A 19696-nucleotide genomic window follows, 5' to 3' on the forward strand; every position below is an offset into this window, starting at 1 on the left:
TCGGCGGGCCTGCGCCGGAAAGGCACATATCGACAACGGACGGTCCCCGGATTCGTTCCGATGATGCGCGCAACGATGCTGCGGTGCAACATTTGTCGCAGGCAGCTAGCTGGCGCGGTGCTCCAGCCGGGCTGCGAAGCGCCGCAGCCGATGCGCCTCGTCGACGTGCAGGTTCTCGACGATCCGCCCTTCGAAACTGGTGACGCCGAGACCCTGGGCCAAGGCCGCCTCGTGCGCGGCGATCAGCCCCTCGGCGTGGCGCAATTCATCCGCCGAGGGGGCGAAGACGGCGTTGACGATGTCGACTTGTCCAGGATGTATCAAGGTCTTGCCGTCGAACCCGAAGGCCCGGGCCTGCACCGCCTCGGCCCGCAGCCCATCGTCGTTGCGGATGTCGGTGTAGATCCCGTCGAACACCGGGATTCCGGCCGCGCGCGCCGCCACGACCAGCGCGCCCATGCTGTAGAACAGCGGTGCCCGGCCGGCGTCGGGGCGCAGGTGCAGCTCCTTGGTCAGGTCGGCGAAACCCGCCACCAGGCCGCGAATGCCCGGCGTTGCGGCAATCGTTGCGACCGCAAGCACGGCCCGCGGCGTCTCGATCATCGCCCATACCGGCCTGCCGCCCGCCAGCGCCACGGCCCGCCCGGCATCGGCGGCGCTATCGACCTTGGGCACGACGATGCCCGCGATATCGGCCCCGGAGGCGGCGGCGAAATCATCCGCCGACCATTCGGTGTCGAGGCCGTTGACCCGCAACAGCACCTCGCGGTGGCCCCACCCGCCGGCCGTCGTCGCCGCGACCGCCGCCGCCCGCGCCGCCGCCTTCATGCCGGGCGCCACCGAATCCTCCAGGTCGAGGATGATGCAATCGGCGTCGAGGGTCCGCGCCTTCGCCACCGCGCTGTCGCGGATCGCGGGAAGGTACAGGACCGTACGGCGGGGGCAGTCGGCGTCGATCTCGGTCACGGCGGCTCTCATCACGATTTCGCATCCGTCCTGCCAGCGGGCGCGCTATAAGACCAGCAGGCGTACGGGGGAGTATCGAATGACCGAAGGTGTATTTGCGATATTTCTGCTGGTCGTCGCGGTTTTCGCGGTCAGTCAGGCAGTCGTCGTCGTGCGGCAGGGCTTCGAATATACCCTGGAGCGCTTCGGCCGCTTTACCATGACGCTGCGCCCCGGCTTCAGCCTGATCATCCCCTTCGTCGACCGCGTCGGCCGCCGCATCAACATGATGGAACAGGTCCTCGACATCCCGGGCCAGGAGATCATCACCAAGGACAACGCCATCGTCGCCGTCGACGGCGTGGTCTTCTACCAGGTCCTCGACGCCGCCAAGGCAGCCTATGAAGTCAGTGACTTATATTCCGCCATCGTCAATCTCACGACGACCAATCTCCGCACCGTCATGGGCTCCATGGACCTCGACGAAACCCTCTCAAAACGCGACGCAATCAACGCCAAACTGCTCATAGTCGTCGACCAGGCAACCCACCCCTGGGGCATAAAAATCACCCGCGTCGAATTGAAAGACATCCGCCCTCCCGCCGACATCGTCAACGCCATGGGCCGCCAGATGAAAGCCGAGCGCGAGAAGCGCGCCAACATCCTGGAAGCCGAGGGCTCCCGCGCCAGCGCCATCCTGCGCGCCGAGGGCGAGAAGGCATCGCAGATCCTGGAGGCCGAGGGGCGGCGTGAAGCAGCGTTCCGCGATGCCGAGGCGCGCGAGCGCTCCGCAGAGGCCGAGGCCAAGGCGACGACGCTGGTGTCGGAAGCGATCGCCGGCGGCAATCCGCAGGCGCTGAACTATTTCGTCGCGCAGAAATATGTTGAGGCGATGCAGGCGTTCGCGACATCGCCCAACGCCAAGACGATCTTCATGCCGATCGAGGCGTCGGCGCTGGTCGGCTCGCTCGGCGGCATCGGCGAACTGGTCAAGGCAGTGCGCACCGAGCCGTCGGTACCGCGGTCCAGCGTCCCGTCGGTGCCGCGGGGATGAGCGGTTTCGTGCTGACGCCCTGGGTCTGGCTGGTCGCCGCGGCGATCCTGGCCGGGCTGGAGATCGTCACGCCGGGCGCGTTCATGATCTGGCTGGCCGGCGCGTCGGTGGTCAGCGCGCTGATCGGCGCACTGTTCGCGCCGGCATGGGAAACGCAGCTGATGCTGTTCGTCGTGTTGGCGGTGGTGTCGGTGATCTGCGGCCGCCTGTGGGTCGGGCGCCGCCCGCCGGTGACGCACGAGCCGGGGTTGAACCGGCGGTCGGACCGCATGGTCGGCGCGGTGGTGGTCGTGGTCGATGCGATCAGCGGCGGCGCGGGGCGGGTCCAGGTTGGGGACTCACCATGGCCGTGCACCGGGCCGGACTTGCCGGTGGGGGCGAAGGCGCGGGTGGTGCGCGTCGAGGGAACGACCTTGGTGGTCGATCAGGCGGTTAGCGCGAGCGGGTGAGCGGTAGGCCTGAGGCCTGACGAGGCAGGCAGGAAGCGGAAGGGAGTCGTGGCGAAGCCACGCCGTCGGACGGGTTCGGGCGGAAGGTGCGCCCGACCCGCCGGCCGCGCTGGCGCGAGTCCGAGCGCTGCGCGGCAGACGCTCCGCGTCTTCCTTGCTGCGCGCGGCCGCGCTGCGTGGTGGCCAGAGGATCTGTAAGCCGGGTTCTGTCCGGGGCGTGAGCCCTTGGACGGCCATTCCTCTAGGACGTGCGTTGCCGCACGCCTCAAGCAACCAACCCGGGCGACTGGGCCGGTTCCTGCCCTGTCCGGACCGAGGTCCGAACGCGCCGCCCCTATGCGGTCTTGCTCCCGGTGGGGTTTACCATGCCGCTTCGGTTACCCGTCGCGCGGTGCGCTCTTACCGCACCCTTTCACCCTTGCCGTCGCTCCGAAAAGCTATGGCGGTCTGCTCTCTGTGGCACTGTCCCTGGGGTCGCCCCCGCCGGGTATTACCCGGCACCGTCGTTCCGTGGAGCCCGGACTTTCCTCCCCCGCATCGCTGCGGCGGCGGCCGTCCAATCCTCTGGCCGAGGCGAGTGCTAGGGCATGTGCCGCCGCTTGCCAAGCGTGGTGGCGCCGCCGTAATGGGCGGGTTCGTTTGGAGTGACAGCATGCGCCTGCCTATCGCCTTGATGCTGGTCCTCGCCGTGGCCGGTTGCGCCAGTGTCCGCAAGGGGCTGGGATCGTACCAGCAGGTCGCCGACAAGGGCGTCGGGTTGAATACCGCCGCCGCGACCGAGAGCGCGCCGGCGCCGTCGAAGAAGGACAGCAAGAAGCCCGAGCTACCCGGCGGCCTGGGTGGTGACACCGCGCATCCGGCGTACAGCGCCATGCCGCAAAGCTGAGTGCGCGCCGCCCGGCCACGGACCGCGGCGAAACAGTCTTGGCTGATGATCGCCGTGCAGGTCGTGGCGATCGGCTCTGTGTTCGCTTGGGTGATCATGTTGGCGTTCGGCAATTACTACGTCTCGATCGACCGAGCATTCGGCGGTGGGGCATGACGCCCTGCTGAAGACCGGGGACGGCAGCGCCTATGTCACGGCGTCGCAACTGTTCTGGACGCGTACGATGTTGTTCCCAGTGTGGGTGATCGGCGCCGGGGCGTTCGCCTGGATGCAGTCGTTCTGCGGCAACATCAACGACTGGCCGCACCTGAGCGGGCGCAAGCGGACGCTGCTGGTCGCGCTGGTGATCGGCTGGGTGATGCTGCATTTCTACGGCACCGACCTGGTCGCGATGCTGCTCGACTAGCGGAGCAGGGCGAACAGCAGCGCGCGACTTTCGGCGTCGATTACCCCGGAGAAGTTGCGGGGGCGGAAGCGGCGCTGGAAGGCGGAGACCGCGGCGACCGGCGCGCTGACGTCATAGCCGAAACGCGACAGGGCGGCGAGGAAGCCGGCCTCAGTCCAGTCGGGGTCGAGGCCGACTTCGGGGATCGGCAAGGCCAGTCCGGCGGCGGCGAGGCGCGGCCAGTCGAACAGCTCGCCCGGATCGATTTTCCGCAACGGCGCGATATCGCTGTGGCCGACGATCATGGCGGGGGAAATGGCATGGCGTTCGGCAATGTCGCGGACCAGTGACTCGACGGTGGCCATCTGGGGTTCGGGGAAGGGGCGGTAGCCGAATTCATGGCCGGGGTTGACGATCTCGATGCCGATGCTGGCGGAGTTGACGTCGGTGATGCTGCGCCAGAATGATTTGCCGGCGTGCCAGGCGCGGTCCTTTTCGGCGACGAGTATGAACACTTCACCGTCCTCGACGACGACGTAATGGGCGGAAACTTTGGCGACGGGGTCGGTGAGGCGGTCGATCGCGGCGGGGGCGGTGGGCATGCCGGTATAGTGTAATACTATCATGGAGATAGCTTGCGTGCGGGTGTCGAAGTTGGGGCTGGGGCAGGGGATCATGCGGCGGCCTTGGTGTCGCGGGCGCGGGCGGTGCGGAAGGTGATGATGGCGATGCCGGCGAGCGTTACCAGCCCGCCGGCGACCATGACCAGGGTGACCGGGATTTCGAACACCAGCACCGCGACGATCACCGACAGCAGCGGCGCGGCGAGGGTCAGCGGCGCGACGGTCGAGACCGGGTAGCGCTGGAACAGCCAGGTCATGCCGCCGTGGCCGATCAGCGAGGCGCCGATCGCGCTGTATGCCAGCCACGCCCAGATGTGCCACGGGATGGTCGGGAGGACGGCGAAGGAGCCAGGCTCGAAATACCAGCTCGCGGCGGCGAGGATCGGCACGCTGACCGCCGCGAGCCAGCCGTGGATGGTCAGCGTGAAGATGCCGGGCAGGCGCCGGAACAGCAAATTGCCGACCGCCCAGCAGAACGTCGCGGCGACGGTCAGCAGCAGCCCGACGCGCTCGTCGAGGATGTGCGGGTCGAAGGCCAGCATCGCCACCCCGCCGAACGCCAGCGCGATGCCCATGATGCGGACCCAGCGGATGCGCTCGCGGTAGAAGATCACCGCCAGGATCAGGCTGAACGGCACACCGAGCTGCCCGGCGATGGCCAGCGCCGAGACATTGTCCGCCATGCTGTAGGACAGTGCGCCGAGCCCCATGAACAAGGCCCCCGCGACGACGCCGGTGAGTGCGACGCGCCCCATCTGGCCGGGCAGCCAGCGCAGCCACGGCAGGCAGACGATCAGCACGATCGAATAGCGCAGGGTCACCGCGAGCAGCGGCGGCATCGCGGTCACCGCGATCTTGAGGGCGATGACGTTGATCGACCAGACGATGTTGATGATGGCGACGGCGAGCAGGTGGATCGGCTTCACGTCCGGTTCCGCGTCAGCGCGCCATAGGCGAGGTTGATCGCCGCCATGCGGTCCTCGGCGACGCGGATGAACTCGGGCGGGGTGCCGCCGGCCATGTGGCGGTCGGGGTGGTAGGTCTTGACCAGGCGGCGATAAGCGGCGCGCACCGTCTCCAGGTCGCTACCGGGCGGCACGTCGAGAACCGCATAGGGATCGTCGGGTGCCGGCGCGAGATGGCGGGCACGGATGCGGGCATAGCCCGGCGCGTCGAAGCCGAAGCGCGCCGCCACGGTCTCCAGATAGGCGAGCTCCGCCGGGTGAAAACCATCGATCTTGGCGATCAGCAAAAGTGCTTCGAGGAGGTCCTCCAGCACCGGCGAGCCCGCGCCGAGCAGCGACGCCGCCTGGTCGGCATAGGCCTCGAAGCCGTTCACCGAGCCCTGCGCCAGCCGGTAGAAGCGCGTCGCATTGGCGCGCTCCTTGTCGGGCACCTGGAACAGGCGTTCGAAGGCGGCGAACTCGGCCGGCGAGGCGACCCCGTCGGCGCGCGCCATCTTTGCGGCCAGCGCGATCGCGGCGATGGTGAAGGCAACTTGGCGCCGCTCCGGCGAGGCGACGCGGCGCAGCACGATGTCGCCCGACGCGCCTGCCGACCCGGCGAGCGCGGCAAAGGGACCACCGAGCAACAGCCCGGCAGCGGTGCCGATCACCTTGCCCCAAACGCTCAAACTGCCACCCGCTCCGATCTTGACGCGTTCCGGTCTTAGGCGATTAGCTGCCTCTGAACCACCCACCCGAAAGGACCAACATGCCCCGCGTCATCATCATCGGAGCCAGCCGCGGCATCGGGCTGGAGCTGGCCCGCCAATATGCGGGCGCTGGCTGGGAGGTGCTGGCGACGGTGCGACGCGACGCCGACCTGCCGGAGATCGCCGGCGTCACCGGTGCGGTCGCCGACATGCTCGACGAGGATTCGCTGGCGAAGGTCGCGGCGCAGGCGGGTAGCGGCTGGGACGTGCTGATCGTCAACGCCGGGGTCAACGTCGTCGATACCAACCTCGCATCGCTGGTCGCCGACGACTGGACGCGGGTGATGACGACCAATGCGCTCGGCCCGATGCTGGTGGCGCGACAGCTGGGCGGCGCGGTCAAGGACGGCGGCACGATCGCGGCGCTGTCGTCGACGATGGGCTCGATCACCCAGGGCGGTGGCGGCTATTACGCCTATCGCATGTCGAAGGCGGCGCTCAACATGGGGCTGATGAACCTGTCGCAGGAACTGCGGCCGCGGCGGATCAAGGTCGTCGCGCTCCACCCCGGCTGGGTCAAGACCGACATGGGCGGCGCCAGCGCAGCGGTCGAGATCCCCGATTCGGTCAGCGGCCTGCGCCGCGTCATCGACACTTTGCCCGGTGGCAAGGCGGCGCAGTACCTCGACTATCAGGGCGCCGTATTGCCCTGGTAGGCGGTCAGCGTCAGGCCGTCCGCGTCCTGATCGATGCGGATGGTCAGGCCGGCGGCGGCGGCCTGCGCGGCGATCACCCCGGCGATGGCGAGGCGCGTGGTGACCGGCGGCGACCCGCCGCCGAGCACGTCGGCCAGGTCGGGATCGATCGCCAGCACCGATGCATCGACGCGGACCTTGCCCTGGGTGATGGTCAGGCGTCCGCCCCGCCCGGCCGCGTCGGCGGCGATGATACCGAGGCCGGTGGTCAGCTCGGCGACGCCTGCAGGCCAGTCGTCGCTGCCGCCGGCCCAGTCGAGCTCCAGCCCCTCGTGCGACTTCAGCCAATCCACGAACAGCTCGCGCGCGACACCGCTGGAGGCGGGTTCGTTGCTGGGCGCGAGGGTGAAGCGGTACAGGCGCAGGTTGGCGCTGAGGCTGGCGGCGCTGTCGGTGACGAGCGACAGGAGCTCGGGGTCGCTGCCGTCCGCCATCATGTCGAGCGCCGTCGTCACCGCGCCCACCGGGCCGGCGAAATCATGGCACAGGCGCCGGGCAACCAGCGAAGCAAGCGCAGCCTGGGTCATGGTTTCAGCACTCCGGTCAGGACCGCGGCGCTGCCCGACAGCATCAGCACGACGGCGGTTACACGATTGAAGATTATCAGGTGACGGTCGGTTACGCGTTCCCTCAGCAGACGGGTAGCCCCGACGACGGCGAACCACCAGAGCATCGAGCCGGAGAATACACCCGCGACGACCAAAGCGGAATTGACCAGATGAGCGTCGGTGTCGTGGCCGATGCCGCTGAACCCGATCGCGCCGAAGCTGCCAAGGAAGAACAGGAACGTCGCCGGGTTGGTCAGCGTCAGTCCGATGATCGCAGCGGCCATGCGCGGCGTCGAGGTCGGCGCGGGATCGTCGCGGCGTTGCGGCCGCGCACGCCACAGCACGACGGCAAAGGCCAGCATGACGAGGCCGCCGAAGATGCGGATGGCGTGGATATGCTCGGTCAGGATGCGCGAGACCGCGGCGATGCCGAACGCCGCGATGACGGCGAAGATCGCATCGCCGAACGCGCCGCAGACACCCAGCGTCAGCCCGGACCTTGCACCGCGCAACAGGGTCCGCTGCATGACGAGCAGGTTGATCGGGCCGATCGGCGCTGCGGAACCGAGGCCGATGGCGACGCCTGCCGGAAAATGCAGGCTGGCAACGTCGATCACCCGGCTCGCGCCGGGGGCAGTGTCGCGGGCAGCACCTCGGGAGGCGCGCCGCTGGGTTTTTCATTGGGCACGGCGTCGCGGTCGACCGCCAGCCGCAGGCCCATCGCGGTGACGCGGCCGTCGCCGAGCTGGGTCAGTTCGAACTCGACGCGCTGGCCGTCGTCGAGCGCCTCCAGCCCGGCACGCTGGACCGCGGAGATGTGGACGAACACGTCGCACGGGCCGAGATCGGGGCGGATGAAGCCGAAGCCCTTCTTGCGGTTGAACCATTTGACCTCGCCGATGGCCATTAGCTCAGGTCCACGGGGGTGAAGCCGGTGGCGGTCATGGTCCAGGCGGTGAGGGTGTGGGAGCCTGAAGAGCCCCCACCCCGGCCCTCCCCACTCTCGGTTCGCAAGGGCTCACCGTGGGGGGAGGGGGAAGACTGCTCCCCGTCGCCGCGCTCGTGTTCGCTCTGTGGGGAAGCTTTCTGCTCCCTCCCCCCCCGCGAAGCGGAGAGTGGGGAGGGCCGGGGTGGGGGCTCTTGAGAGCCGACCGCCGCCGCGATTACCCACACCGCCCCATCCACGACCGCTCGCGCCGCATCGGTCGCCGACGGCCGCGCCAGGCCGTTGGGGTGCGAATGATAGTGCCCGATCACCGCCAGCCCGGCGCCGCGCGCCTCGCGGTGCCAGCGCAGCAGCGCCGCCGGGTCGATCTCGAAACTCCGCTCCGGATGCGCCGCGACATTCGCCGCGGGTTCGGCGCGTTCCACCGTTCCCGGCGCCCCGAGCAACAGCCCGCACGCCTCGTTCGGCGCCGCGGCGGCCGAATGGGCGAGGATCGCCTCGATCGCGGTGCTTGCAATCGCCAGTTTCATGACGACATCGGCTAAGGGATGGGGGACACAAAGTCGATTGTTCATGTTGCCGTAGACGCCGCGATGAGCGGCTGGCGACTGGACCGTGCACTGGCCGCGCTGGTGCCGACGATGTCGCGCGAGCGGCTCAAGGGGCTGATCTCGAACGGTGACGTCAGCGGTCTCAACGGCTTGGCGCGCGACCCGGCGAAGAAGGTGGCCGCGGGCGACCTCTTCACCGTGACCGTGCCGCCGCCGCGGCCGTCGGAGACCCAGGCGCAGGACATTCCGCTGCGCATCGTCTTCGAGGACGACCACCTGCTGATCGTCGACAAGCCAGCCGGGCTGGTCGTGCATCCGGCGGCGGGCAATCTCGACGGCACGCTGGTCAATGCGCTGCTCCACCACTGCGCCGGGCGGCTGTCCGGGATTGGTGGAGTCGCGCGGCCCGGGATCGTCCACCGCATCGACAAGGACACCTCGGGATTGCTGGTCGTCGCCAAGACCGACCCGACGCACGAGGGGCTGTCGCGGCAGTTCGCCGCACACACCGTCGAGCGGCGCTACACCGCCGTGGTCGCCGGGGTGCCCGCTCCGCCGGCCGGCCGCATCGAGGGCGCGTTGGCGCGCAGCAGCGCCAACCGGCAGAAGATGGCGATCGTGCCGGACGGGCGCGGCAAGCATGCCGTCACGCACTTCCGGACAGTTAAGCCGTTGTTCAAAAGCGCACAAATAGAGTGTCGCCTCGAAACCGGACGGACGCACCAGATCCGCGTCCACATGGCCTCGATCGGGCACCCGCTGCTCGGCGATCCATTTTATGGCGGGGCAAAGGGTAACCAATTGCCGGTTCTGGACGAACTGAATTTCAGGCGGCAGGCACTCCACGCCGCGACCTTGGGGTTTCTCCATCCTGTCACCCAAGAAAATCTGTCTTTTGTTTCACCCTTGCCCGTCGATATAGTGGACCTAATCGGTCGTCTTTCAGTTGGGACGACCTGAGTATGAGAAGGATTTAGCACTTGGCCAATGTTCCCGCGACGATCCCCGCGCTGGGCGGCGAGGCCGGCCTCAACCGGTATCTTGCCGAGATTCGCAAGTTTCCCCTGCTCGCGCCCGAGGAGGAGTATATGCTCGCCCGGCGCTGGGCCGAGCACCAGGACCCTGCCGCCGCGGCGCGCATGGTCACGTCCCACCTCCGCCTCGTGGCCAAGATCGCCATGGGCTACCGCGGCTATGGCCTGCCGGTCGCCGAGCTGATCTCCGAAGGCAACATCGGGCTGATGCAGGGCGTCAAGAAGTTCGATTCGGAGCGCGGCTTCCGGCTCGCCACCTATGCGATGTGGTGGATCCGCGCCTCGATCCAGGAATACATCCTGCGCTCGTGGAGCCTGGTGAAGATCGGCACGACGGCGGCCCAGAAGAAGCTGTTCTTCAACCTGCGGCGCCTGAAGGGCAAGATCGACGCGATGGAGGACGGCGACATGAAGCCGGCCGACGTCGAGAAGATCGCGACGACGCTGGGGGTGACCAACGAGGAGGTCATCTCGATGAACCGTCGCATGTCGATGGGCGGCGACACCTCGCTCAACGCGCCGCTGCGCGAGGAGGGCGAGGGCGAGTGGCAGGACTGGCTGACCGACGAGGGTCCGCTGCAGGACGCCATCGTCGCCAACGAGCAGGAGCGCACGCAGCGCCACGCCCTGCTGGTCGATGCGATGGACGGGCTCAACGACCGCGAGAAGCACATCCTGACGCAGCGCCGCCTGGTCGACGAGCCGGAGACGCTGGAGGAGCTGTCGCAGCAGTACGGCATCAGCCGTGAGCGGGTGCGCCAGATCGAGGTGCGCGCCTTCGAGAAGCTGCAGAAGGGCATCAAGCTGCTGGCCGGGGAGCGCAAGCTGCTCGAACTGGCTTAACGCCTTGGACGTGATTGTCGTAGGGGCCGGCGCGGCGGGAGTCGCGGCGGCCCTTCGCTTGTCCGGGGCCGGGCTGTCGGTGGTCGTGTTGGAGGCTGGCGCGCGCGTCGGCGGGCGGGCGCACACGGTGGTGCGCGAGGGCATGGCGCTGGACCTGGGGTGCGGCTGGCTGCACTCGGGGGAGCGTAATCCGTGGACCTTCGAGGCCGAGCGGCTGGGGCTGACCGTCGATCTCAGCAAGGCGCGCTGGGACGTGCAGTGGCTCGGGCTGGGCTTTCCCGAGGCGGAGCAGCAGGCGTTCGGCGCGGCGTTCGAAGCTTTCGATGCCGAGGTCGAGCGGCTGGCGGCCGGGCCCGACGTGGCGCTGTCGGAGGCTCTGCCGGTGGCAGGCGAATGGGCCGGGGCGGTCGATGCGGTGGTCGGCTATCTCGACGGCGCGTGTGCATCGCAGGTGTCGCTGATCGACCATCACGCCTTCGATGCGGCGGCCTCCGACAATAATTGGCGGGTGCGCGAGGGTTATGGCACCGCCGTGGCGCGGGCGGCCGAGGGGCTGGACATCCGGCTCGGCGCAGTGGTCGAGGCAGTGGTCGTCACCCCGGCGGGCGTGCGGGTCAGCGGCAGCTTCGGCACCATCGAGGCGGCGCGGGTGATCGTCACGGTGTCGACCGGTGTGCTCGGCGCGATCCGCTTCGACCCGCTGCTGCCGGGCAAGGTCACGGACGCGGGCAAGCTGCCGATGGGGCATGTCGGCAAGCTGTACCTCGCCGTCGAGGGAGCCGACGATCTGCCGGTCAACGGCCATCTGCGCGGGCGGCCACGCGACACCTGCTCGGCCAGCCACCGCCTGCGGCCGTTCGGCTGGCCGGTGGTCGAATGCTATTTCGGCGGGCCTTATGCCGAAGCGCTGGCGCGGCTGGGCGAGGCCGGCACGGCGGACGCGATGATCGGCGAGCTGGCCGGGCTGCTCGGCAACGACTGGCGGCACCGGCTGCGCCCGATCGCGGCGAGCGCCTGGCACAGCGAGCCGCACATCGGCGGCGCCTGGTCCTACGCCCGGCCCGGCGAGCATGACGCCCGGCTGCGGCTAGCGGAACCGGTGGGCGATCGCATCTTCTTCGCCGGCGAGGCGTGCGAGCCGGTCGATATCGGCACGGCGCACGGGGCGCATGCCACCGGTGTCCGCGCCGCGGATGCGGTGGTGCGAAGCCTGGGGCGCTTGACGCCGGGGCCGCGCGCCGCACTATAGGCCGGTCACAGGGGGAGTTGCTTTGCGGTGTCCGCACTGGGTTGGTTGTTGCGCACGCTGCTCAAGCTCGTCATCGGGCTGGTCGGGTTCAGCCTGGTGTGGGCGATCGCCTATCGCTGGATCAACCCCGGCCTGACCTGGCCGATGGCGCGCGACGCCCTGCACGGTCAGCATGTCGAGCGCGACTGGACGCCGCTGAACCGAATCTCGCCCGCCGTGCCGCGCGCCGCGATCGGGGCTGAGGACGCCAAATTCTGCAGCCACAACGGTTTCGACATGGGCGCGATGGAAGCGGCGATGGCCAAGAACGCCGAATCGACCAAGCTGCGCGGCGGCTCGACGATCTCGCAACAGACCGCGAAGAACGCGTTCCTGTGGCCGGAGCGATCGTACCTCCGCAAGGGGCTGGAGGCCTATTTCACCGTGCTGATCGAGGCGTTCTGGGGCAAGCGCCGGATCATGGAAGTCTATCTCAACATCGCCGAGATGGGCCCGGGCATCTACGGCGTCGGCGCGGCGGCCCAGCATTATTTCGGCGTCTCGGCGGCGCAGTTGAGCCCGAAGCAGGCGGCGCGGCTGGTGGCGATCCTGCCGCAACCGATCAAGCGCGACGCCTCCGACCTGCACGGCAAGGTCAAGCGTCACGCCCGGGCGATCGAGCGGCGCATTCGCGTCGTGCGCGACGGCGCGATCGACGGCTGCCTCGCGGGGTAGCGCAGCCGGGCACCCGCTCAAACCGTCATCCCGGCGAAGGCCGGGACCCATCACCACTGCAGTTGGTAAGTGCGCTGCGATCGTCGAGCATCGTTGCCGTCGGTCGCGCCCAACGGGTCCCGGCCTTCGCCGGGATGACGGTTAAAGGAGACCGGCCTCCCCTCCGCCCGACACGTGGATGCAGGAAAACGGCCGCGTGCCGCTCAACAGGTCGAGTGAAACAAGCCGCCGACCGGCTGCGAGCTGGCCAGCTCATTGTACAATCGCGCCGCCTCGCGCGTTTCGAGCACGTGCACCGGTATCCGGCGATCGGCGAGTAGTTGCAGCGTCGCCGGGCAGGTCTGGAGCACCAGGTCCATGCCCCGGCTCAGGACGACGACCTCGCTGCCGTGATCGAGCAGTTCCTGGACGTCGGCGGGCTGGATGCCGGGGTTGTGCCGGGTGCCGGTCTCGCCCCAGTCCCAGGCCCGGCCGCCGCCCGGATACAGCTTGACGTCCTTGTTCGACCCGAGCCCGGCAACGGTGATCGTGCCCCATTCGAGGTGCTCGATATGTGGTGACGGTCCCATGTTCGCCTCCCGATGTGGAGCGCCGGTGCCTTAAAACGGCAGCTTGAACCCCTCGGGCAGCGGCAGCCCGGCGGTCATCTTCTGCATCTCGACGTTCGCGACCTGGTCGGCCTTGGCGCGTGCGTCGTTGAAGGCGGCGACGATCAGGTCCTCGACCATCTCCTTGTCGGCGGGCACGAACAGCGCCGGGTCGATTGTCAGGCCGATGATGCGGCCCTTGGCGGAGGCGCGGACCTTGACCATGCCGCCGCCCGACGCGCCCTCGACTTCGAGCTTGTCCAGCGCGTCCTGCGCCTTGGCCATCTCGGCCTGGACGTTCTGGGCCGCCTTCATGATGTCTTCCATGCTACGCATCGAACGCGCTCCTGTTATCTGGCATGCTGTCTATGGCTAGGTCGGCGTCGGGCGGCGGTGCGTCGACGATGTCGACCAGTTCCGCGCCCGGGAATGCGGCAAGAATCTCGCGCACCGCCGGGTCGGCGAGCGCGGCGGCACGCTCGGCGGCGATGCGCGCCTCGGCGATCTCGTGCAGCGTCTGGCCGCCGCCGTCCTTGGCGAGGGTCACCGTCCAGCGCGCGCCGGTATGCTGCTGCAGGCAGGCGATGACCTGCTGGACGAAGGTCGTGTGCAGCATCGGCGATCCGACGATGCTGAGGTTGGGTGGCGAATAGTCGATCAGCCGGACCTCGTCGTGGAGCAGCTGGTGCAGGCGCGGCTCGCGGTCCGAAAACAGCGCCACCATCGCGGCGTAATCCGACGGCATCGCCGGGGCGGCAGGCGGTGGCGGCGCGGCCACCGGCAACTGCTGGACGGTCGTGTTCGACTGGCGAGCTTCCGGGACCGCAGGTGCATCGGCACCACGCTCGGCGCGGTCGGTCAGGCGGCGGACCAGCTCGGCGGGATCGGGCAGGGCGGAGGCGTGGACGATGCGCAGCACCGCCATCTCGGCAGCCTGGATCGGCACCGGCGCGCTCTGCACCTCGGCGAGGCCCTTGAGCAGCAGCTGCCACAGCCGGTGGACAGCGGGGAAGGATAGCGTGCCCGCCCAGCCGCGCACCGTGTCGCGCTCCTCGGCGCTCATCGCCGGGTCGTGCGCGTCGGCGACCTTGGCGCGGGTGATGGTGTGGACCAGCTCCAGCAACTCCTGGACGATCATCGCCGGGTCGGTGCCGAGGTCGTACTGGCCCTGCAGCGCCGCCAGCGCGCCGGCCGCATCGCCGCCGAGCACCAGCGCCATCAGCGTCCGGATGCTGCCACGGTCGCTGAGGCCCAGCATGTCGCGGACCGCCTGCGCGGTGATCGCGCCGCTGCCGTGGGCGATCGCCTGGTCGAGGATCGACAGCCCGTCGCGGACCGAGCCTTCGGCGGCGCGGGCGATCAGGGCGATGGCCTCGGGCTCGGCGGTGGCATCCTCCAACTCGACGATACGCGTGAAATGCTCGGCCAGCATCTCGGCGGGGATGCGGCGCAGGTCGAAGCGCTGGCAGCGCGACAGCACGGTGACCGGGACCTTCTGGACCTCGGTGGTGGCGAAGATGAATTTCACATGCGGCGGCGGCTCCTCGAGCGTTTTCAGCAACGCGTTGAAGGCGTTCTTCGACAGCATGTGCACTTCGTCGACGATGTAGATCTTGTATCGCGCCGAGACGCTGGCGTAGCGCACCGACTCGATGATCTCGCGGACGTCGTCGACGCCGGTGTTGGAGGCGGCGTCCATCTCGACGACGTCGATGTGGCGCCCGGCGGCGATCGCGACGCAGGGCTCGCAGACGCCGCACGGGCTGATCGTCGGGCCGCCGGTGCCGTCGGGACCAACGCAGTTGAGCGCCTTGGCGATGATGCGCGCGGTCGAGGTCTTGCCCACCCCGCGGACGCCGGTGAGCAGCCAGGCCTGCGCCAGTTGCTCGCGACGGATGGCGTTGCCCAGTGTGCGGACCATCGCCTCCTGCCCAAGCAGCGTGTCGAAGCTGGCGGGGCGGTATTTGCGCGCCAGCACCCGGTACTCGGGCTTCGGAGGTGGCGCGGTGTCGGGGATTAGAAGTGATTCCATGGTCGGCACCGGCTTACCGGGGTTTGGCTCAAACCGGAAGCTTTGCGGGTGAATGGTGGGAGCCGGGAACGACCCAGCGCGGATTCGTTGCGGCTGCTTCCTTCCGGACCTGACCGGGTTGGCGAGTGCACTGCCCGCCCGACTCCCAAGGGCGATATGGGCGAAATGGGCGGGGGGCGCAAGGTTGGTAGCGCAGACACTAGCCCCACGTAGCCGTTTATGGCACAACATCGTTGTTGTGGCAGAAACTCTAGGAATGGCATGCCCGTCGTAAAAACCAGGATGGCCGAAGGCGGCAGGATCGTCGTCCCGGTTGCGCTCCGCCGCGCGATGGGCATCGGGCCGGGCGACGCTTTGGTGCTCGAACTCGACGGCGACGAGTTGCGCGTTCGCTCGTCCAAGGCGGCACTCGAGCGGATCCGTGCTGAACTTCGCAACTTGCCGAAGGGTGACATGCTGGTGTCGGATGAACTGATTGCCGATCGCCGCGCCGAGGCCCTGCGTGAATAAGCGTGTCGTGCTCGACGCGTCCGCGCTGATTTGCTTCTTGTTTGAAGAACCTGGGCACGAGCGGGTCGCCGCCGCGCTGGACGGCGCGATGATCGGGTCGGTGAATTTGGCCGAGGTCATCGCCAAGCTCGTCGACAAGGGCGCGAACGTCGAGCGGATGATCTCGAACATCGCGCTGTTGGAGATCGAAATCGTGCCATTCGATCAACTGCAGGCTGAGGCATCGGGTCGTTTGCGAGCCTCGACGCGCGGCGCGGGCCTGTCGCTGGGCGATCGCTCGTGCTTCGCCTTGGCGCAATCGCGTGGCGCGACCGCACTGACGGGGGACCGAGACTGGCTGCGGGTAGCAGACGCAGCCGGGGTCGAGGTTGAAATGATCCGCTAATCCCGCCGGTACGGGAAGGACTGGAAGCAGCTGCCGCCTCAGCCGCTCATGTCGGTGCTGCCGCTGGGCATACGGACTTCGAGGCTGTCGAGATCGGCGGTCAGCCAGATCTGGCAGGCGAGGCGCGACGTGCGGCCGACGCCGTGTGCGAAATCGAGCATGTCCTCCTCGTCGGCACTGGCCGCGGGCAGGCGGATGAAATCGGCAGGCGCGACGATGACATGGCAGGTCGAGCAGGCCATCGCCCCCTCGCAAGTGCCTTCGAGCGGCTGGCCGTTGGCCTGGGCGAGGTCGAGCAGGCGGGTGCCGGCGCGGGCGGTGACTTCGCTGACCTGGCGGCCGTCGGCGGAGATGAAGCGGACTGTGGTCATGGCGCCTTCCGGCGATGGGAGGAGATAAAGCCTTGCGGCGGTCGGATGTGGGCAGAACGCCTGTTCACGTCGGCGGGTGTCATGACGCCGTTCGGCGTTGAGCGAGGGTCATGCGGCTTTCCGGCGGAGGCTGGCGACGGCGGCGTTGATCTGCTCGGCGGCGGCGTCGATTTCCGAGGTGGTGGTGAAGCGGCCGAAGCCGATGCGCAGGCTGGCGCGGGCGGCGGCGGGGGACAGGCCCAGTGCGGCGAGGACGTGGCTCGGGCGGCCGGTGGCGCAGGCCGATCCCGACGACACCGCAAGGCCGCGGACCGCAGACAGCAAGCGGGTGCCGTCGACGCCGTCGAACGACAGGTTGAGGTTGCCGAACCAGCGCGCCGCGGTCGAGCCATTGATGCGGAACGGCGGGTCGAGCGCGGCAACCAGGCGGTCGTAGAGGGTGCGGGCGTGGGTGGTGTCCTCGGCCATGCGCTCGGCAGCAATCGCGGCGGCGGTGCCGAAGCCGACGCACAATGCCGGGGCGAGGGTGCCGGAGCGGCCGTCCTCCTGGCCGCCGCCGTGGAGCAGCGGGGTCAGGCTGAGGGCCGGCCGGCGGTACAGCGCGCCGATGCCTTTGGGACCGTAGATCTTGTGCGCGGTGAAGCTGAGCAGGTCGATGCCGGCGAGGTCGATGGGCAGCTTGCCGAAGCCTTGGGCAGCGTCGCAGTGCATCAGGGCGCCGACGCCGTGCGCGCGTTCGGCGATGGCGGCGATGGGCTGGACGACGCCGATCTCGTTGTTGACCAGCATGGCGGAGACCAGAGCCACGTCGGGGCCGAGTGCGGCGTCGAGGTCGGCGAGGTCGAGCAGGCCGTCGGGCTGGACCGGCAGGACGGTGAGCTCGGCGCCGACGCTTTCGAGGTAACGCGCGGTTTCGAGGACGCAGCTGTGCTCGGTGGCCAGGGTGATAATGCGGCGGCGGGTCTGGCCGGGGGCGGTGAGGACGCCTTTGAGCGCCCAATTGACCGATTCCGTCGCGCCGCCGGTGAAGGCGATGGTTTCGGTTGGCGATTCGAGCAGGGCGGCGATGCGGGCGCGGGCGGCATCGACGGCGGCGGCCGCCTCATAGCCCCAGCGGTGCGGGGAGGCGGGATTGCCGAAATGCTCGACCTGCCACGGCTGCATGGCGGCGGCGACAGCGGGGTCGAGCGGCGTGGTCGCGCCATAGTCGAGGTAGATCGGCATGGCGGCGACTGTCGTGCGCGCCGATGAAGACGCCGCGACCGTCGTGCGTACCGATGGAGACGGCGCGGTCATGCGGCGCGCCGGTGCAGGCGGTCGCGCAGGGCGAGCCAGGCGACGGTGAAGGCGTCGATCTCGGCGACGGTGGTGCCCCAGCCGAGGCTGACGCGGATCGCTTCGCCGGGGGCCGGGGCGCCCATGGCCGACAGGACGTGGCTGGCGCGGACCTTGCCCGAGGAGCAGGCGGCGCCGGCGCTGACCGCGAAGCCTGCCATGTCGAGGGCCATGACCTGCGTCATCGCGGGAACGCCGGCCATCGGCAGGCAGGCGATGGTACCGAGGCGGGGAGCAGCGGCGCTGTAGGGACGGACGTCGAGGCGGGCTTCGAGGCGGTCGCGCAGGGCGGTGGCGCGGTCGAGCCAGCCGGTATCGGCGGCGCGGGCGTCGAGGGCGGCGGCGAACCCCGCGATGCCGGGAAGGTTGGGGGTGCCGCCGCGCAGGCCGCGCTCCTGCCCGCCGCCGCGCTGGACGGCCTGCAGGGTGGCGGGGTCACGGACGATGAGCGCGCCGACACCGGGCGGCCCGCCGAGCTTGTGAGCCGAGACTGCGACGAAGTCGGCCTCGGGCACCGGCAGCTTGCCGAACGCCTGCACCGCATCGACGAGCAGCAGCCCGCCTGCCGCCAGGGTGAGGCGCGCGACTTCGGCGAGGGGCTGGAGAACGCCGGTCTCGTTATTGGCCTGCATCACCGCGACCAGCGTGCGGGGCGGCGCGGCGGCGAGCCGGCGTTCGAGCGCGGCGAGGTCGACGACGCCATCGCCGTCGACCGGCAGGACCGCGGCGCTCGTTGCCTGGGCCAGCACCGCGTCATGCTCGACCGCGGAGACGATCACCGAGCCCCAATGCCCGCCGCCGAGCGCGAGACCGAGCGCCTCGGTGCCGCCGCTGGTGAGCACGACGGCCTCGGCCGCGACTCCGGCGTGGCGTGCGACGACGCCGCGGCTGTACTCGAGCAGGGCGTTGGCAGCGCGGCCTCTGCCGTGGACCGACGACGGATTGCCGCCCAGTCGCGCCGCCTCGGCCATCGCAGCGACAGCCGCGGCGTCGATCGGCGCGGTGGCGGCATAGTCGAGGTAGGCGGCGCTCATTGCCTCAGCCTAGCAGGCCGGGAGCGCCGCCACTACTCACCGGCCGCGGACGTCCCTCACATCGTCGTCGGTGATCGGCGAGATGTGGATCTCGACCCGGCGGTTCTGCGCGCGCCCGGCCTCGTCGGCGTTGGAGGCGATCGGCTGGGTCTTGCCGAAGCCGCGCGTCGCGATCCGGGCGCGGTTGACGCCCTGGTAGCTGAGATAGTCGGCGACGGCGACGGCACGCTGCTCCGACAGGCGCTGGTTGACGGCGTCGGTGCCGATCGAATCGGTGTGGCCGGTGACGTCGACATAGGTCGACTGGTAGCTCGCCAGCGTCTGCGCGACCTGGTCGAGGCTGGCCCGGAACTGCGGCTTCACCGCGGCGGAGTTGAAGTCGAAGGTGATACCCGACGGCAGCCGCAGGTCGATGTTGTCGCCCTTGCGCACCACGTCGATGCCGCTGCCCGCAGTCCGCGCGCGCAGGTCGCGCTCCTGACGGTCCATATACCCACCGACCGCACCGCCCGCAACGGCGCCCAAGCCGGCGCCGATGATCGTCTCGGTCCGGTTATGCCGCCCACCGAGGATGGCGCCCAGCACCGCGCCGGTGACCGCACCCGCGCCGGCGCCGATTCCGGCCTTGGACACCGTCTGCTGCCCGGTCTGCGGATCGGTGACGCAACCGGTCAGCGTCAGCGCCGCAGTCGCTGCGATCAGCATCGATGTCGTGAACCTGGCCATTCGTGGCGCTCCCTACAGTCTTCTCGCCGCCAGCTATTATAACCGCACTGACGCCGGGATGAACAAGTAGCGGCGCGGCC

At 69.2% G+C, this 19696-nt stretch carries 26 protein-coding genes and 2 other RNA genes; 11 read left to right on the forward strand and 17 right to left on the reverse strand.

From position 1 onward, the window contains the following. Positions 1 to 105: 105 nt before the first annotated feature. Positions 106 to 966 (reverse strand): HpcH/HpaI aldolase/citrate lyase family protein, encoded by an 861-nt coding sequence (locus ACOFKW_RS08945; protein ID WP_419813804.1) that lies wholly within the window; start codon positions 964 to 966, stop codon positions 106 to 108. 79 nt (positions 967 to 1045) lie between these two features. On the opposite strand from ACOFKW_RS08945, the gene ACOFKW_RS08950 reads away from it, so the two are divergent. Further along, positions 1046 to 1999 carry an SPFH domain-containing protein gene (locus tag ACOFKW_RS08950; protein ID WP_419813805.1) on the forward strand — a complete coding sequence of 318 codons (954 nt, stop codon included), beginning with the start codon at positions 1046 to 1048 and terminating at the stop codon, positions 1997 to 1999. Beyond that, the gene (locus ACOFKW_RS08955; protein ID WP_419813806.1) at positions 1996 to 2448 is read left to right on the forward strand and encodes an NfeD family protein; all 453 of its coding nucleotides are present in this window, start codon (positions 1996 to 1998) and stop codon (positions 2446 to 2448) included. The genes ACOFKW_RS08950 and ACOFKW_RS08955 overlap by 4 nt, the downstream gene beginning before the upstream one ends. A 179-nt stretch (positions 2449 to 2627) precedes the next feature. Here ACOFKW_RS08955 and rnpB read toward each other — a convergent pair. Further along, an RNA gene (gene rnpB, locus ACOFKW_RS08960) (RNase P RNA component class A) lies at positions 2628 to 3016 on the reverse strand. A gap of 84 nt (positions 3017 to 3100) precedes the next feature. On the opposite strand from rnpB, the gene ACOFKW_RS08965 reads away from it, so the two are divergent. Next, on the forward strand, positions 3101 to 3334 hold the full coding sequence (locus ACOFKW_RS08965) for a hypothetical protein (protein WP_419813807.1): 234 nt from the start codon (positions 3101 to 3103) through the stop codon (positions 3332 to 3334). 145 nt (positions 3335 to 3479) lie between these two features. Beyond that, on the forward strand, positions 3480 to 3740 hold the full coding sequence (locus ACOFKW_RS08970) for a hypothetical protein (RefSeq protein ID WP_419813808.1): 261 nt from the start codon (positions 3480 to 3482) through the stop codon (positions 3738 to 3740). Here ACOFKW_RS08970 and ACOFKW_RS08975 read toward each other — a convergent pair. From ACOFKW_RS08975 to ACOFKW_RS08985, 3 genes are read right to left on the reverse strand one after another with little or no spacing between them, the layout of a single operon-like run. Next, positions 3737 to 4396 carry an N-acetylmuramoyl-L-alanine amidase gene (locus ACOFKW_RS08975; protein WP_419813809.1) on the reverse strand — a complete coding sequence of 220 codons (660 nt, stop codon included), beginning with the start codon at positions 4394 to 4396 and terminating at the stop codon, positions 3737 to 3739. The two genes, ACOFKW_RS08970 and ACOFKW_RS08975, sit on opposite strands and share 4 nt — an antisense overlap. Further along, complete coding sequence (locus ACOFKW_RS08980) at positions 4393 to 5268, reverse strand: DMT family transporter (protein ID WP_419813810.1); 876 nt, start codon at positions 5266 to 5268, stop codon at positions 4393 to 4395. The genes ACOFKW_RS08975 and ACOFKW_RS08980 overlap by 4 nt, the downstream gene beginning before the upstream one ends. Beyond that, entirely contained in the window at positions 5265 to 5975 is a 711-nt protein-coding gene (locus ACOFKW_RS08985) for a TerB family tellurite resistance protein (RefSeq protein WP_419813811.1), read from the reverse strand. Before ACOFKW_RS08985 ends, ACOFKW_RS08980 begins: the two co-directional genes overlap by 4 nt. A gap of 80 nt (positions 5976 to 6055) precedes the next feature. Between ACOFKW_RS08985 and ACOFKW_RS08990 the strand changes: the two genes are divergently transcribed. Further along, the gene (locus ACOFKW_RS08990) at positions 6056 to 6712 is read left to right on the forward strand and encodes an SDR family oxidoreductase (RefSeq protein WP_419813812.1); all 657 of its coding nucleotides are present in this window, start codon (positions 6056 to 6058) and stop codon (positions 6710 to 6712) included. Here the strand turns inward: ACOFKW_RS08990 and ACOFKW_RS08995 are convergent. Genes ACOFKW_RS08995 through ACOFKW_RS09010 form a run of 4 tightly spaced genes read right to left on the reverse strand, consistent with a single transcriptional unit; the run spans position 6688 to position 8775 of the window. Next, positions 6688 to 7278: a histidine phosphotransferase family protein gene (locus ACOFKW_RS08995; protein ID WP_419813813.1), complete on the reverse strand. Its 591-nt coding sequence runs from the start codon at positions 7276 to 7278 to the stop codon at positions 6688 to 6690. The two genes, ACOFKW_RS08990 and ACOFKW_RS08995, sit on opposite strands and share 25 nt — an antisense overlap. After that, the gene (locus ACOFKW_RS09000) at positions 7275 to 7916 is read right to left on the reverse strand and encodes a LysE family translocator (RefSeq protein ID WP_419813814.1); all 642 of its coding nucleotides are present in this window, start codon (positions 7914 to 7916) and stop codon (positions 7275 to 7277) included. The genes ACOFKW_RS08995 and ACOFKW_RS09000 overlap by 4 nt, the downstream gene beginning before the upstream one ends. Then, positions 7913 to 8206, reverse strand: coding sequence for a cold-shock protein (locus ACOFKW_RS09005; RefSeq protein ID WP_419813815.1), 294 nt, complete (start codon positions 8204 to 8206; stop codon positions 7913 to 7915). The genes ACOFKW_RS09000 and ACOFKW_RS09005 overlap by 4 nt, the downstream gene beginning before the upstream one ends. Next, positions 8206 to 8775 carry a Mov34/MPN/PAD-1 family protein gene (locus ACOFKW_RS09010; RefSeq protein WP_419813816.1) on the reverse strand — a complete coding sequence of 190 codons (570 nt, stop codon included), beginning with the start codon at positions 8773 to 8775 and terminating at the stop codon, positions 8206 to 8208. The genes ACOFKW_RS09005 and ACOFKW_RS09010 overlap by 1 nt, the downstream gene beginning before the upstream one ends. Positions 8776 to 8838: 63 nt before the next feature. Between ACOFKW_RS09010 and ACOFKW_RS09015 the strand changes: the two genes are divergently transcribed. The 4 genes from ACOFKW_RS09015 to mtgA are packed head-to-tail and all read left to right on the forward strand — an operon-like array spanning position 8839 to position 12636. Next, positions 8839 to 9756: an RluA family pseudouridine synthase gene (locus ACOFKW_RS09015; protein ID WP_419813817.1), complete on the forward strand. Its 918-nt coding sequence runs from the start codon at positions 8839 to 8841 to the stop codon at positions 9754 to 9756. 20 nt (positions 9757 to 9776) lie between these two features. After that, positions 9777 to 10673, forward strand: a complete 897-nt coding sequence (rpoH, locus tag ACOFKW_RS09020; RefSeq protein WP_419813818.1) for an RNA polymerase sigma factor RpoH — start codon at positions 9777 to 9779, stop codon at positions 10671 to 10673. A gap of 10 nt (positions 10674 to 10683) precedes the next feature. Continuing rightward, positions 10684 to 11922 carry a flavin monoamine oxidase family protein gene (locus tag ACOFKW_RS09025; RefSeq protein WP_419813819.1) on the forward strand — a complete coding sequence of 413 codons (1239 nt, stop codon included), beginning with the start codon at positions 10684 to 10686 and terminating at the stop codon, positions 11920 to 11922. 27 nt (positions 11923 to 11949) lie between these two features. Beyond that, complete coding sequence (gene mtgA, locus ACOFKW_RS09030; RefSeq protein ID WP_419813820.1) at positions 11950 to 12636, forward strand: monofunctional biosynthetic peptidoglycan transglycosylase; 687 nt, start codon at positions 11950 to 11952, stop codon at positions 12634 to 12636. A 203-nt stretch (positions 12637 to 12839) separates the two neighbouring features. Here the strand turns inward: mtgA and ACOFKW_RS09035 are convergent, their stop codons facing one another. The 4 genes from ACOFKW_RS09035 to ffs form a co-directional block, all read right to left on the reverse strand. After that, entirely contained in the window at positions 12840 to 13205 is a 366-nt protein-coding gene (locus tag ACOFKW_RS09035) for an Mth938-like domain-containing protein (RefSeq protein WP_419813821.1), read from the reverse strand. Positions 13206 to 13235: 30 nt separating this feature from the next. Then, entirely contained in the window at positions 13236 to 13559 is a 324-nt protein-coding gene (locus tag ACOFKW_RS09040; RefSeq protein WP_419813822.1) for a YbaB/EbfC family nucleoid-associated protein, read from the reverse strand. Next, on the reverse strand, positions 13552 to 15255 hold the full coding sequence (locus ACOFKW_RS09045) for a DNA polymerase III subunit gamma/tau (RefSeq protein WP_419813823.1): 1704 nt from the start codon (positions 15253 to 15255) through the stop codon (positions 13552 to 13554). Before ACOFKW_RS09045 ends, ACOFKW_RS09040 begins: the two co-directional genes overlap by 8 nt. Before the next feature lie 52 nt (positions 15256 to 15307). Continuing rightward, an RNA gene (gene ffs, locus ACOFKW_RS09050) (signal recognition particle sRNA small type) lies at positions 15308 to 15404 on the reverse strand. Positions 15405 to 15537: 133 nt separating this feature from the next. Here ffs and ACOFKW_RS09055 point away from each other — a divergent pair. Next, on the forward strand, positions 15538 to 15765 hold the full coding sequence (locus ACOFKW_RS09055; RefSeq protein WP_419813824.1) for an AbrB/MazE/SpoVT family DNA-binding domain-containing protein: 228 nt from the start codon (positions 15538 to 15540) through the stop codon (positions 15763 to 15765). Beyond that, positions 15731 to 16150 carry a type II toxin-antitoxin system VapC family toxin gene (locus ACOFKW_RS09060; RefSeq protein ID WP_419813825.1) on the forward strand — a complete coding sequence of 140 codons (420 nt, stop codon included), beginning with the start codon at positions 15731 to 15733 and terminating at the stop codon, positions 16148 to 16150. The genes ACOFKW_RS09055 and ACOFKW_RS09060 overlap by 35 nt, the downstream gene beginning before the upstream one ends. Positions 16151 to 16188: 38 nt before the next feature. On the opposite strand, the gene ACOFKW_RS09065 is transcribed toward ACOFKW_RS09060, so the two are convergent. The 4 genes from ACOFKW_RS09065 to ACOFKW_RS09080 all read right to left on the reverse strand — a co-directional run bounded on the left by ACOFKW_RS09065 (position 16189) and on the right by ACOFKW_RS09080 (position 19616). Then, positions 16189 to 16521 (reverse strand): 2Fe-2S iron-sulfur cluster-binding protein, encoded by a 333-nt coding sequence (locus ACOFKW_RS09065; protein ID WP_419813826.1) that lies wholly within the window; start codon positions 16519 to 16521, stop codon positions 16189 to 16191. A 108-nt stretch (positions 16522 to 16629) separates the two neighbouring features. Continuing rightward, positions 16630 to 17817 carry a cysteine desulfurase family protein gene (locus tag ACOFKW_RS09070; protein ID WP_419813827.1) on the reverse strand — a complete coding sequence of 396 codons (1188 nt, stop codon included), beginning with the start codon at positions 17815 to 17817 and terminating at the stop codon, positions 16630 to 16632. After that, complete coding sequence (locus ACOFKW_RS09075) at positions 17814 to 18890, reverse strand: cysteine desulfurase family protein (protein ID WP_419813828.1); 1077 nt, start codon at positions 18888 to 18890, stop codon at positions 17814 to 17816. The genes ACOFKW_RS09070 and ACOFKW_RS09075 overlap by 4 nt, the downstream gene beginning before the upstream one ends. 36 nt (positions 18891 to 18926) lie before the next feature. Then, on the reverse strand, positions 18927 to 19616 hold the full coding sequence (locus tag ACOFKW_RS09080; protein WP_419813829.1) for an OmpA family protein: 690 nt from the start codon (positions 19614 to 19616) through the stop codon (positions 18927 to 18929). Positions 19617 to 19696: the final 80 nt, after the last annotated feature.

The organism is Glacieibacterium sp. (assembly GCF_965200405.1).
In the GTDB taxonomy this organism is placed as follows: Bacteria; Pseudomonadota; Alphaproteobacteria; order Sphingomonadales; family Sphingomonadaceae; genus Glacieibacterium.